Raw genomic sequence first — 13,766 nt, forward strand, 5'->3', positions numbered from 1 at the left:
CCCCGAGACGTGTACTACGCTCGAGCCCGCAACTACGAGAGCAGCTTGGAATCGTCGTTGTTCCCCGACAACATGCCTGTGTCGGTCTATGACAACTTGATCCAAGCCGTGCGAGATTCGCTGCCAGCGGTTCACGAATACTTGGACGTGCGTCGTCGCAAGATGAACTTGCCCGACATGCATCACTACGACACCTACGTGCCGATCCTGTCTGGAATCAAAAAGCATCACACGTGGGACCAGGCCGTCAACGTGGTGCTAGAATCATTGCAACCGCTCGGCGACGAATATGTGTCGACGCTGGAAGAAGGACTGCGTGGCCGCTGGGCTGATCGCTATCCCAACCGAGGCAAACAAAGCGGCGCGTTCAGTTGTGGGTCGTTCGATGGTGACCCGTTCATCTTGATGAACTTTAAAGAAGAAGTGCTCAACGATGTGTTCACGCTGACGCACGAAGCCGGCCACTCGATGCACAGTTGGTACTCGTCGAAGAACCAGCCCTACCAGTATTACGATTACACGATCTTCGTCGCGGAAGTGGCCAGCACGTTCAACGAGCAGTTGCTGACGCATCATTTGCTCGAAAACGCTCAAGACGATGCCGAGCGAGCCTATTTGATCAACAACGAACTCGACAGCATCCGCGCCACCGTGGTTCGGCAAACGATGTTCGCGGAGTTCGAAAAGAAGACGCACGAAATGGCGGAAGCCGGCGAGCCGTTGACCGTTGCATCGTTCCGTGCCGCGTATCGCGAATTGCTTGATGCTTACTTCGGTCCCGAGTTCATCGTCGATGACGCGTTGGAACTGGAATGCTTCCGCATCCCTCACTTCTACCGTGCGTTCTACGTTTACAAGTACGCCACTGGGCTCAGCGCCGCCGTGGCGCTCAGTCGTCGTGTGCTGGGTGGTGGCGAATCAGAACTGAACGATTACCTGAACTTCTTGCGTGGTGGTTGCAGCCAAGATCCCTTGGATCTGCTTCGCGGAGCCGGTGTCGACATGACCCAGCCCGAAGCCGTGAAGACGACTTTGGATCACTTCGCCAGTCTTTCCAAGCAACTCGACGAACTGCTGTGACCGACGCCACCCATCGTCTGGAACTGACCGGAATTCGCAAACACTTTGGATCGACCAAGGCGCTTGACGGCGTCGATTTGGTCGTTGGTCCGGGGGAAGTGCACGCGATCATCGGCGAAAACGGGGCTGGCAAGAGCACCTTGATGAAGGTCTTGTCCGGCGCTCATTGCCCGGACGCCGGTCGGATTCGTATCGATGGGGAGGAAGTCGATCTGAGCAACCCGCGAGCCTCCCAGGCCGCGGGCATCGCGATGATTTATCAAGAGCTGAACTTGGCTCCTGATTTGTCGGTCGCGGACAACATCACCTTGGGCGACGAACCGTCTCGCTGGGGCGGACGCGGCGGTGGTTGGCTGGATCGTGGCCGGCAACACGCGATCGCCAAGGAAGCCTTGAAACGGTTGCACTGCGAAGACATTGATCCCGCGCAACCCGTCCGCGAATTGTCGATCGCTCAGCAGCAAATGGTCGAGATCGCTCGCGCGGTCGTGGCCGATCGCAAGCTGAAACTGTTGATCTTGGACGAACCGACCAGCAGCCTGACCCAGGTCGACACGGAGAACCTTTTCGCGGTGATCGAGCGACTGAAATTTGAAGGCGTCAGCGTGCTCTACATCAGCCACTTTTTGGAAGAGTGCCAACGGATTGGCGATCGCTTCACGGTGCTTCGCGATGGCGTGACAGCGGGCTCAGGCAGCTTGGCTGAAAACGACCCGGATTGGATGCCGATGGACTCCATCGTGCAGATGATGGTTGGTCGTGAGATCTCACAGCTCTATCCCGACCTCGACCATGTTCGCGGCGAACCTGTGTTGCAACTCGAAAACGTTCGCGGGTCACGTTTGCCGACCGATGTTTCATTGACGCTGCATCGTGGCGAGATCTTGGGCCTCGCTGGATTGATCGGTGCGGGACGGACCGAAACGATTCGTGCTCTGTTTGGACTCGATCGATTGGCGTCCGGCAAAGTCGTCGTGATGGGTCGCGAAGATGCGCGGCGGGATCCACAGAAGAGTTGGATTCGAGACGCGATGGGTTTGGTGTCCGAGGATCGCAAGAACGAAGGGTTGTTCTTAGAACGCAGTCTGACCGAAAACCTAACGCTGACTCGTACGGAACCTTACCGACGTGGGCCGTTCCTTCGTCGATCGGAAATGAAGAAGGCGACCGAGCACTGGATGAAAGAGTTGGCGGTTCGGGCGAGCGATCCAGACCAGGCGATCGGTGAGCTATCCGGTGGCAATCAACAGAAGATCGCCTTGGCTCGTTTGCTGCATCATGATTGCGAGATCTTGTTGCTCGATGAGCCCACTCGCGGCATCGACATCGGCAGCAAACGCACGATCTATCAAACGATTGGTGAGCTGGCGGCGCAAGGCAAAGCGATCTTGTTGATCAGCAGTTACCTACCCGAGTTGCTCGGCGTCTGCGATTCGATTGGCGTGATTCACCAAGGACGCCTGACAGGAATCCGTCCCGCAAACGAATGGACCGAACACAGTCTGCTGACCGAAGCATTGGGCGCCGCAGCAACCTCCGAGTGAGTCATGGGGCCTCCTCCGCCTCAACGGGACACGGCTGCGTAGAGGTTCAAAATCGCTCGGGGACAAATGGCCGGTTTGCCAGCGATGCTGTGTCGTCGAACGCGCCATGCGGCGATCGTTCTGGCAGTTCGACTGGTTCGCGAGGAACCTCTTTGTAGGGAATCAGGCTCAATAAGTGCGAGATGCAATTCAATCTCGCACGCCGTTTGTTGTCGGATCGGAGGATGTGCCAGGGGGCGTTTTTCGTGTCCGTGGCATCGAGCATCTTGTCGCGGGCTCGTGAGTATTCGTACCACTTGCTTCGTGATGGGAGGTCCATCGGACTGAGTTTCCATTGCCGAAGTGGATCAACGATGCGAGCGGCAAAGCGGCGTTTCTGCTCTTCATCGCTGACCTCCAACCAAATTTTGATGAGTTGGATGCCTCCTTCGGTGATGTACTTTTCAACTTCCGGGCAAAGATCGAGAAATCGCTGATGTTGCTCCGGTGTGCAGAACCCCATGACGTGTTCCACGCCCGCTCGGTTGTACCAACTTCGATCGAAGATCACGACTTCGCCCGCCGCGGGAAAGTGATTCATATAACGTTGGAAATACATCTGCGATTTTTCGCGGTCCGAGGGCGCCGGCAAGGCAACCGTGCGAAAGACGCGAGGACTGACTCGTTCCGTCAACGCTCGAATCGTGCCACCTTTTCCCGCCGCATCGCGACCTTCAAAGACGATGATCACGCGCAGCCCTTTGTACTTGACCCATTCTTGAAGCTTGCAGACTTCGGCTTGTAATTTTCGAAGTTCTTTCAGGTACTCCTTGCGTTTCATCTTCTTTGAATGTGAGTCAGTCTTGGGCTTTGACATCGGTTGCTCCTTCTTTCAATTCGTGTGCGATCGGACAGGGAACCGCGTTCCAAATTCCCGCTGCGTATTCAGCGATGGTACGGTCGCTCGAAAACTTTCCCGAATGAGCGACATTGAGAATCGCAGCACGAGCCCATGCGTCCTTGTCGGTGTAGAGTTCGCCCAGTCGCTGATGAGTCGCGGCGTACGATGAGAGGTCAGCTAGATGCATGTAAAAGTCGCCTTGTTCGAGCAACGTTTCACGAATCGGCTCAAAAATCCCCGGCTCATCACGGTTGAAGTGACCGCTGAAAATCAGGTCCAGTGCTGCTCGGGTTTCAGGCTCATTGTCGTAGTGCCATCGTGGGTTGTACCACGGCCGGCTTTCCGTGACTTGTTCTGCGGTCAGACCAAAGAGAAAGAAGTTCTCTTCTCCAGCCTCTTGTGCCATTTCAATCGTGGCGCCATCGCGCGTCCCGATGGTGAGCGCACCATTCATCATGAATTTCATGTTGCTGGTTCCGCTGGCTTCGTAACCAGCGGTGGAAATCTGTTCCGAAACATCACTCGCTGGGATCAATCGTTCGGCCAAGGAAACGTTGTAGTTCGGAAGGAAGACAACCTGGAGACGTCCCGCTGAGACGGGGTCGTTGTTGATGACCTGGCCAATATTGTTGATCAATTTGATGATCCTCTTTGCCAACCGATAAGCCGGTGCCGCTTTCCCAGCGAAGAAGAACGTTCGTGGTGGAAACGTCGCTGAGGGATTTTCGCGTAATCGTTGGTAAAGCACCACGACATGAAGGATATTCAGTAATTGACGTTTGTATTCGTGAATGCGTTTGACCTGGCAATCAAAAATCGATGTTGGATTGACTTGTTGTCCAGTCGTCGATTCCAGCCACTTGCAAAAACGTTGCTTGGCATTCTGTTTGGTTTGAAGGAAGTCCTGACGAAAAGCCGCGTCCTCGGCCAAAGGTGCCAAACGTCTCAATTCACTGAGATCGACGATCCATGCATCCCCGATGGATTCCGTGATCAAGCTTGCCAAATCGGGGTTGGCCGACAAGAGCCAGCGACGTGGTGTCACGCCATTGGTTTTATTGTTGAACCTGTGCGGGAACATTTCCGCAAAGTCAGAAACAACACGGGTCCGCAGCAAATCGGAATGAATTTGTGCGACCCCATTGGTGCTATGCGTCCCCACAATCGCTAGGTTGGCCATGCGTATATGTTGTTCGCCGGCGTCTTCGATCAAGCTCATCCGTGACAATCTCACCGGATCATTGGGGAAACGGGTTTCCACCTCGGCGAGGAAGCGGCGATTGATCTCGAGAGTGATCTCCAACAAACGCGGGCAGACCATTTTGAAGAATTGCACCGGCCATTTTTCAAGCGCCTCGGGCAGCAGCGTGTGATTGGTATAAGCCAGCGTGCCAACGGTGAGCTCCCAAGCCTTTTCCCACCCAAGGTTTGCCTCGTCCACAAGAACGCGCATCAGTTCCGCGACGGCCATCGCTGGATGCGTGTCATTGAGTTGGATGGCGACTTTCTTGGGAAGTTGTTCCCAATCCTCGTTGGACCGGCGGAAGCGACGGAGAATGTCGGCCAACGAACAGGCGACCAAGAAATATTCCTGAACGAACCGTAGTGCCTGGCCGGCTCTCGTCGAATCGTCCGGATAAAGAACTCGCGTGATCGATTCGGCGACGACGCGATCAACGATCGCTCCTACAAAGTCTCCGGAGCTGAATTCTCCAAAGTCGAAGTAGTCCGGTGTACCAATTCCCCATAATCGCAGTGTGTTGATCGTTTGCCCTCCATATCCGACAACGGGTCGATCGTAGGGAACGCCTAGGAGATGTGTGCAGCCGCCGGGAACAGCCCGAAGTTTTCCATCGTGCCATTCGAATTGGCAGCCCACAGAAACCATTGCCGTTTCACGCGGACGAGCGATCTCCCATGGGTCTGGGTTCGCCAGCCAGTGGTCGGGTTGTTCGATTTGAAAACCGTTTTCGATGGATTGACGAAAAATGCCATATTCGTATCGAAGTCCGTATCCCATGGACGGAATTTGCAATGTCGCTAGCGACTCAATGAAACAAGCCGCCAGCCTGCCGAGGCCTCCATTTCCCAAACCAGCGTCGGGTTCTGCCTCCACAATGTCTTGCCAAGCCAGATGTTCGAGACGCAGATGTTCGTCGTGAACCGCGGAATCCAAACCCAGATTGATCATGTTGTTGGTCCAGGTGCGTCCAATCAGAAATTCCATTGACAGGTAGTAGACCCGTTTGGGATTTTCTTTGTCTTGCGTTCTTTGGGTGTGCATCCACCTCTGAGCAAGTCGATCACGCAGAGATCGAGATACCGCTTCGAAACACTCCCGTGGACTGGCTTCTTCGGGCAACACCAGGTGATCGAACATCAGATGCCGATTGACTTCCATGCGTCCCGAACCAGAGGTGCGCTCGAGTGAACCGTCGTCGACAGACTGAGTTGCTTGGGTTGCATCTGGCTTTGTCATGACATTGCTCTGAGTGAAAAGTGGTTTCGGCGGTCTGTCGCCCTTTGTTGAAAAACACCAGTCGAAAAGGATTGACTTTGGCCGGTCAATTGTGGGTCGTTTCATGCTTGATTGCGTACAGCATCACGACAGAACGATCTGCCACGTGATACGAATCCCCATCAACAATTGGAGCCTCGTCCCAAGGCGTGATGTCCTCCGGCGAATCCAAAGCGGTATCAATCCATCGCCGCCAGTGACTTCCAAACAATTGGGGCAACGCGAATTGCAATGGTTCCCAATAGGCACTGAGAATGAAATGGAACTGCATTTTGGCTCTTGGCAATTCGCCACCGAACGCAATGCAATGGGATGAATCGCTCCAATCAGGTTGATCGAGTCGGATCCCGTGCCACGTTTTTTTCGCGTCCCGCAGCATCTGATTGACGCTGCACCGTTGGCGTTCGTGATCCGGGTTGCGTTGACTGCGACGTGCGCAAATCAGGGAGACAAAGCGGTGCAATTCTGGGTGCCGCTGCAAATTGGTCCAGTCGAACCAACTGAGTTCGTTGTCTTGGCAGTAAGCATTGTTGTTGCCTCTTTGTGTGTGCCGAATTTCGTCGCCCATTCGAATCATGGGAACACCGAGCGATAGCAGCGTCGTGGCCAGAAAGTTCTTGACTTGGCGGTCGCGAATCTTGTTGATCGAGGGATCTTCGGTCGGGCCTTCGGCACCACAATTCCAACTGCGGTTGTTATTGTCTCCGTCTCGGTTGTCTTCCCCGTTGTCTTGGTTCTGCTTCTCGTTGTAGGAAACGAGGTCGTTGAGCGTGAAGCCATCGTGGCAGGTCACAAAGTTGAGGCTTTGTTCCACTTCTCGTTCTTTGTGCCCGTAAATTTGAGGACTGCCAACGATTCGATCTGCAATCCGCGGGACGGTCCCCGGTTGCCCTCGAAAGAAATCACGGACGTCATCGCGAAATCGCCCATTCCATTCTCGCCATGCGTCGCCAACGAAGCTGCCAACCTGATAAAGCCCAGCCGCGTCCCAAGCCTCAGCGATCAATTTGGTTCCCGCTAGAACGGGATCGGATTCAATGTCCCACAACACCGGCGGATTGGGCTGTGGTTTGCCCGAGCCATCTCGCGATAAGATCGATGCTAAGTCAAACCGAAACCCGTCCACATGCATTTCTTCGACCCAGTAGCGAAGACTGTCGACGATCAACCGGCGAACGATCGGATGGTTGGTGTTGAGTGTATTGCCGCACCCAGAGTAATTCGCGTAGCGCTGCCCACGATCTTCGAGCATGTAGTAGGTCGGGTTATCAATGCCACGAAAACAGAGTGTTGGTCCGTCTTCGTTTCCTTCGGCGGTGTGGTTGAACACCACATCCAGAATGACTTCGATTCCGGCGCGGTGTAGCGCCTTGACCATGTCGCGAAATTCGTTGACTACGCCAAGTGGATCCTGGCATGAACTGTAGTTCGTGTGCGGCGCGAAGAATGAAATCGGTGCGTAACCCCAGTAGTTGATCTTCCCTTTTGGCGCGTCCTGGACATCGAACTGAAAGACAGGCAGCAACTCGATCGCGGTGATGCCGAGTTGCTGCAGATAGGGGATTTTTTCGATCAGTCCTGCATACGTGCCCCGCTTCGATGAATCCAGCTCGGAACTGGGGTGGCGGGTGAAGCCGCGCACGTGCATCTCATAAATGATCGTCTGAGACGCCGGGCGGTTGGGGGACTGATCATCTTCCCAGTCATAGGCGGACGGATCGATCACAACACTTTTCATGGATGTCGCTGTGTTGTCGCCTGGCATAGAGGCTGCATCACGGCTGTACCCGTCGGGCACACTCACGCCACGGCCATAGGGGTCGAGCAAAACCTTGTTGGCGTCGAAACGCAGCCCATCCGTAGGCTTTTGCGGACCATCAATTCGGTAACCATACAATTGGCCTGGGCTTAGTCCAGGAACAAACGTATGCCAGTAGTGATAGGTCCGATTGCGACTTGGATCGAGCGGGACCACCTGGGCAGGGGCGACATCGTCTTGATGATCAAATAGCAGCAGCTCAACACGTGTTGCCGTGCGTGAGTAAAGGCTGAAGTTGACGCCACCGTCGGCGACGGTGGCTCCCAAGGGCGAACTCGATCCTGCACGATTGGTTGGTCTCATTTCAGATCAGTTCCTCACTCATCCGTCACTCGAGAAACCCACTGGTTTCCCCAGCCAACATAGAGATCGTGCAAGAATGCCTTCCAATCTTCCGCTGTCCGGCTGGCGGGGTACGGTTCGGGTGGTACCGGAGTGGAGGCGTTCCAAACCATTTGAAATTGTCCATCGCCGCGGATCTGGCCGACACGCGGTGTCTTGAAGCAATGCTGAGTCTCAGGATCGATGCGGATGTTGCCTTCTGGTGCGGCGATTCTCTGAGTGAGTATCGCGCGGCGAATCGTTTTGGTTTCGGTGCTTTGTGATTCCCGGACTGCTTGTGCCCACAACATGACACCGATGTAGGCGTCCTGCATTGGATCTGAGATCACACGGTGCGGGTGTTTTTCTTTGAACCTTGCGACGAACTTTCGATTCGCCTCGGTGTCCAGTGATTCGAAATAGGTCGACGCGGCGTAGTCGCCTTCCACATCGGCGATATTGAGGCTACGGAGCGTCTGCTCGCCAATGCTGAATGAAAGGCAAGGGATGTCCTCCCGTTGAATGCCCGCACTTCGAAGTTCCCGAAAGAAGGCCACGTTCGAATCACCGTTGATGGTGTTCAGAATCATATCCGGCTGGGCTTCTTGAATCGCTCGAACAACCGGTTCGAAGTGAGAGCTGCCCAGCGGCACATACATCTCACCGATCAGTTCCGCATCGGTGTTCTGGAGTTGATCTTGGATGACCTCGCTCGCCATGCGCGGGAAAACATAGTCCGACCCCACGACGAAAAACCGTTTCTTGTGAAGGACCTCAATGGCCCATGACACCGCCGGAATGATTTGCTGGTTCGGTGCAGCGCCCATGTAGACGATGTTTGGTGATGTCTCCATGCCTTCGTACTGAACCGGATAAACCAGCAAGTGGTTGTGCTTTTCAAAGACCGGCCGAACGGTCTTGCGAGACGCGGATGTCCAACAACCAAAGACAGTGCAAACCTTCTCATCGACGATCAGTCGTTCGGCTTCTCGAGCGAAGGTTTCCGTGTTGGATCGTCCATCGGCAACAACCGCCTGCACTTGGCGACCAAGCAAGCCTCCTGACAGGTTGATTTCTTCGATTGCCAAGAGCGTGGCATCCACCACACTCGTCCCGTTCGTCGACATGGTCCCGCTCAATGATTGCAGCACGCCGACCTTGATCGGATCGCCCTGCGGAACCGGATTCGCGGAAAAGAAACCTTGCAGGGACAGACCGCCCAAGGCGATGACACCGATGCTGGCGACACCACCCATGAACCAGCGACGCGAAGGCTGCGTCGTCGCTTGTGCCAATGCGGGATGACTCATCCCCGACTGGCTAGGCAGATCGATTTGAGCTTCACCAGAAAGAGCTGCCACAACGGCTTGCAAGTCTCGCGACATCTCCTCGACCGTCTGATACCGATCCGAAGGATCCTTTGCCATCGCTCGACCGACAATCTCCGCGCAGACGATCGGGACAGACGCGTCCAGATCGCGAGGGTCAGGGATGCTTTTGTTGCAGTGGGCAAACATGACCTGAACCACACTGTCTGATTCATCGTAGGGCTGTCGACCTGTTAGCAGGCAATAATAGGTCGCTCCCAGCGCATAGATGTCGGTACGAGAATCGACGGTTTGTCCTTGGCACTGCTCGGGGCTCATGAAGTAGGGGGTGCCGATTACCGTTCCCGTTTGTGTCAGTTGCCCCGCCGAGTCTGCTGACGAGAGTTTGGCGAGGCCGAAATCGGTTACTTTGACGGCACCATTGGCAGATCGCACGAGATTGGCTGGTTTGATGTCGCGGTGAACCAACCCTTCGGCATGAGCTGCTGCAACGCCATGACATGCATCCAGCGTGATCCGCGTGGCCTCCAGGGCGGTGCAGGCTCCGTGCTCTTGCACTTCTTCCGAGATGCTTCCGCCGGTCAGCAATTCCATGACCAAAAAGTGGGTCGGTCCCTCTTGTCCAATTTCATGAATCGCGGCGACATTGGCATGACTCAGCTTCCCAGCGGCTTTGGCCTCGGATTGAAAGCGACCCACGGCGGTCGGGTTGCTTGCCGTTTGGTCGGACAGAATCTTGATCGCCACGTCCCGCTCCAACGATGGATCGTGGGCACGCCAGACGACACCCATGCCGCCTTGTCCTAGCAAGGCGGTGATTTGGTATTTACCCAGTGACTTTCCAATCCAATTTTGAACAGGCAGGCGACCGTGTGAGAGTGGTGCCGTGTCACCTGGCGTCGCGCTCATGCTTTCCGTTTCACCAAATTGCCGACCTGCGGCCGCAACGCAATCGTCTGGCTTGTGAAGAGAGGGTTGTTTATCGGATGGCATGGAGCATCTTCATACTAGTCGTGGTCAAGGTTGAGTCTTTGAGGCACTCTGAATCTCCAACCACTCTATTCGGTGTTGTTCGATGATGGCCAATGCTTCTTCGGAATTGGAGACGCATTGAGGGATATCCATGTCTTGCTCGCTGGCCAGCGGTGAATCGGGCGAGAGCATGGATGTCTTTGCCCATTCAATTAACCCCGGCCACATATTGCCAACCAGGATCAGCGGTGTGTTGTTGAGGTGGTGCACTTGCAATAGTTGCCAGATCATCAACGTCTCCAGCACGGTACCGATTCCCCCGGGTGCCACGATGAAGGCATCAGAAGTCAGCACGAACTGATGCAGTCGCGTGAAGAACGTCCGATGCTCGTACGTTTGATTGACGAACGAGTTGATTTCTTGTTCGAAGGGAAGGTCGACGCGAATACCGATCGACTGAGCTCGTTCTGGATTGCTCGAAGCGCCTTCGTTGGCAGCCTGCATCAACCCTGGGCCTCCTCCCGTGATGATGTCACAACCCATTTCCGCCAGCGCGGCGGCGCAGCGTTTGGTTTCGTCGTAACCAAATGTGCCAGGCTGAACGCGTGCCGAACCGAAGATCGTCACGCGGTACCGATCTCGCTTGGAAGGTCGCAAACGGGTCAAACGGTTGACGACATCCCACAGGCCGAGCACGGCCTCGGAAAGCACTTCTTTGACATCGTCTTCATCCGCCAAACTGACGGTTGATTCTTTGGTTTCACTCATGGTGTGGCTCAGGGTTGCGATTGGTTCGTGTTCATTTGAATGCGGAGGAATCGATGGGTGGTTGCGTCAGACGTTGTCGCCCTCGGTGGAAGTACCTGCCGGTCCGACGTTAGAACAACCGCCCCATGCCCAGCCACTGATTTCGGGCATGTCATCGCCGTATTTTTCGACATACCGTTTGTGGTCGATCAGCTTGTCGTGGAGTTTCTGTTTGAAGTAAGCCGCGCGAGCACCCAATTGCGGCAGACGATCAATCACATCTTCGCAGAGATGGAATCGATCCAATTCGTTCATGACAACCATGTCAAAAGGTGTGGTGGTCGTTCCTTCTTCTTTGTAGCCACGGACGTGCAGGTTCTTGTGGTTGGTTCGCCGATAGGTGAGCCGGTGAATCAACCAGGGGTAACCGTGGAAGGCGAAAATGATCGGTTTGTCTTTTGTGAACAAGGCATCAAAATCGTGATCCGACAACCCATGCGGATGCTCGCTTTGAGGTTGCAATTTCATCAGGTTCACAATGTTGATGACCCGGACTTTTAGATCAGGCAAGTGTGTCCGCAAGAGATCAACCGCGGCCAGTGTTTCGAGCGTTGGCACGTCTCCGCAACACGCCATCACCACGTCGGGTTCGGATCCCATGTCGTTGCTGGCCCACTCCCAGATTCCCAGTCCGGCCGAACAGTGTTTGATCGCTTGATCCATGGTCAACCACTGCGGCGCGGGTTGTTTGCCGGCGATCACGACATTGACATAGTTGCGGCTACGCAGGCAATGCTCGGTCACCGAGAGCAGGCAGTTTGCGTCCGGTGGTAGGTAAACACGAATCACCTCTGACTTTTTGTTGACGACGTGATCGATGAAACCGGGGTCCTGATGACTCAGGCCGTTGTGGTCCTGACGCCACACGTGGGAGCTGAGGAAATAGTTCAGGGACGCGATCGGTCTTCGCCAAGGAATGTGGTTGCAAGTTTTCAACCACTTGGCGTGTTGGTTGAACATCGAGTCGATGATATGGATGAACGCCTCATAGCAGGAAAAGAAACCATGGCGTCCGGTGAGCAGATAGCCTTCGAGCCATCCCTGACATTGGTGCTCGCTCAGCACCTCCATCACGCGACCATCCGGTGACAGATGATCATCTTGGGGATAGATGTCAGCCATGTAGCAACGATCGGTGACCTCCAGCACATCTTGCCAACGATTCGAGTTGTTCTCGTCAGGGCTGAACAGTCGAAAGTTGTTGCTGCTCAGGTTCTTCCGCATGACATCTCGCAGGTAAGTGCCCATCACCCTTGCAGACTCGGCAATCGTTGCTCCTGGGCGCGGGACCGCCACTTCATAGTCGCAGTAGTCGGGCAATTTCAGGTCACGCATGAGCAGCCCGCCGTTGGCGTGCGGGTTGTCACTCATTCGGCGTTGTCCCTGGGGAGCCAATTCGGCAAGTTCGGGTTTCAACGTTCCGTCGTCGTTAAATAGTTCCTCCGGACGATAGCTTTTCATCCAATGCTCGAGGATTCGGATGTGCTCCTCGTTGTCCATGTCGCTCATCGGCACTTGGTGACTTCGCCAATAGCCTTCGCACTTCTTTCCATCAATTTCTTCTGGGCAAGTCCATCCTTTGGGTGTGCGGAAGATGATCATGGGCCAAGCCGGTCGTTTCACCGAATCTCCGGAACGTGCGTCTTTCCAGATCTGCTTGATCTCAGCGATCACGGTATCCATGACGAACGCCAATTTCTGGTGAACGACCTCCGGGTCTGTTCCTTCGACGAAGTACGGTTTGTAACCCATTCCTTCGAACAGACTTGTCAGTTCTTGCTTAGGAATCCTCGCCAGAAAACAAGGATTGGCGATCTTGTACCCATTCAAATGCAGGATGGGCAGCACGGCACCATCGCGGGCCGGATTGAGAAATTTGTTGCCGTGCCAACCGGTGGCCAACGGCCCAGTCTCGGCTTCGCCATCGCCAACAACGCAAGAGACAATCAAATCTGGATTGTCGAAGGCGGCTCCATAAGCATGGCTGAGAGCGTACCCAAGTTCGCCGCCTTCGTGGATGCTACCGGGCGTCTCCGGTGAAACATGGCTAGGAATGCCTCCTGGAAAACTGAACTGCTTGAACAGTTTTTGAATTCCCTCTTCGTCTTGACTGATGTCGGGATAGAACTCGCTGTAGGTTCCTTCCAAGTAAGCGTGCGCCACCAGTGATGGACCGCCGTGACCAGGGCCGATCACATAAATCATGTTCAGGTCATCTCGTTTGATCACACGGTTGAGATGAACACAGAGCATGTTCAGGCCAGGCGATGTCCCCCAGTGCCCCAACAACCGGGGTTTGATGTGTTCTCGCTTCAGCGGCACTTTCAGCAATGGATTGTCGAGTAGGTAAATTTGACCCACCGACAGATAATTCGAAGCCCGCCAATAGGCGTTTAGCTTGGAGAGTTCTTCTTGGCTCAGCGTCTGATCGTGGACGTCGGATTGGACAGTTTGTGCTTCGTTGGTCGTTGTCGACATCAGTCGCTCCTAGGACGTT

Annotated in this window: 8 protein-coding genes; 2 read left to right on the forward strand and 6 right to left on the reverse strand. The window is 54.8% G+C overall.

The genetic code is table 11. From position 1 onward, the window contains the following. Window positions 1-1,080, forward strand: a 1,080-nt coding sequence (locus ACF8AM_RS01765; RefSeq protein ID WP_392553985.1) for a M3 family oligoendopeptidase, incomplete at its 5' end; no start/stop codon positions are given. Next, on the forward strand, window positions 1,077-2,624 hold the full coding sequence (locus ACF8AM_RS01770) for a sugar ABC transporter ATP-binding protein (protein ID WP_392553986.1): 1,548 nt from the start codon (window positions 1,077-1,079) through the stop codon (window positions 2,622-2,624). The genes ACF8AM_RS01765 and ACF8AM_RS01770, both read left to right, overlap by 4 nt. Before the next feature lie 46 nt (window positions 2,625-2,670). Here ACF8AM_RS01770 and ppk2 read toward each other — a convergent pair whose 3' ends face one another. The 6 genes from ppk2 to ACF8AM_RS01800 all read right to left on the reverse strand — a co-directional run bounded on the left by ppk2 (window position 2,671) and on the right by ACF8AM_RS01800 (window position 13,747). Beyond that, a complete protein-coding gene (gene ppk2 / locus ACF8AM_RS01775; protein ID WP_392553987.1) occupies window positions 2,671-3,480 on the reverse strand; it encodes a polyphosphate kinase 2 in 810 nt (269 codons plus the stop codon). Next, window positions 3,461-5,983, reverse strand: coding sequence for a glycogen/starch/alpha-glucan phosphorylase (locus ACF8AM_RS01780; RefSeq protein WP_392553988.1), 2,523 nt, complete (start codon window positions 5,981-5,983; stop codon window positions 3,461-3,463). Before ACF8AM_RS01780 ends, ppk2 begins: the two co-directional genes overlap by 20 nt. Window positions 5,984-6,068: 85 nt before the next feature. Next, the gene (glgX, locus tag ACF8AM_RS01785; protein ID WP_392553989.1) at window positions 6,069-8,144 is read right to left on the reverse strand and encodes a glycogen debranching protein GlgX; all 2,076 of its coding nucleotides are present in this window, start codon (window positions 8,142-8,144) and stop codon (window positions 6,069-6,071) included. Between the two features lie 14 nt (window positions 8,145-8,158). Then, window positions 8,159-10,399, reverse strand: coding sequence for a transporter substrate-binding protein (locus tag ACF8AM_RS01790; RefSeq protein ID WP_392553990.1), 2,241 nt, complete (start codon window positions 10,397-10,399; stop codon window positions 8,159-8,161). A gap of 108 nt (window positions 10,400-10,507) precedes the next feature. Next, window positions 10,508-11,230 (reverse strand): LOG family protein, encoded by a 723-nt coding sequence (locus ACF8AM_RS01795; protein ID WP_392553991.1) that lies wholly within the window; start codon window positions 11,228-11,230, stop codon window positions 10,508-10,510. A gap of 66 nt (window positions 11,231-11,296) precedes the next feature. Next, complete coding sequence (locus ACF8AM_RS01800; protein WP_392553992.1) at window positions 11,297-13,747, reverse strand: phosphoketolase; 2,451 nt, start codon at window positions 13,745-13,747, stop codon at window positions 11,297-11,299. Window positions 13,748-13,766: the final 19 nt, after the last annotated feature.

This window comes from Rhodopirellula sp. JB055 (assembly GCF_043100905.1).
Lineage (GTDB): Bacteria > Planctomycetota > Planctomycetia > Pirellulales > Pirellulaceae > Rhodopirellula.

Excerpts from the sequence above, each read along its gene's own strand:
- ppk2 (WP_392553987.1), bottom strand. The coding sequence starts at position 3,480 with ATGTCAAAGCCCAAGACTGACTCACATTCAAAGAAGATGAAACGCAAG.
- ACF8AM_RS01780 (WP_392553988.1), bottom strand. The coding sequence starts at position 5,983 with ATGACAAAGCCAGATGCAACCCAAGCAACTCAGTCTGTCGACGACGGT.
- glgX (WP_392553989.1), bottom strand. The coding sequence starts at position 8,144 with ATGAGACCAACCAATCGTGCAGGATCGAGTTCGCCCTTGGGAGCCACC.
- ACF8AM_RS01790 (WP_392553990.1), bottom strand. The coding sequence starts at position 10,399 with ATGAGCGCGACGCCAGGTGACACGGCACCACTCTCACACGGTCGCCTG.
- ACF8AM_RS01795 (WP_392553991.1), bottom strand. The coding sequence starts at position 11,230 with ATGAGTGAAACCAAAGAATCAACCGTCAGTTTGGCGGATGAAGACGAT.
- ACF8AM_RS01800 (WP_392553992.1), bottom strand. The coding sequence starts at position 13,747 with ATGTCGACAACGACCAACGAAGCACAAACTGTCCAATCCGACGTCCAC.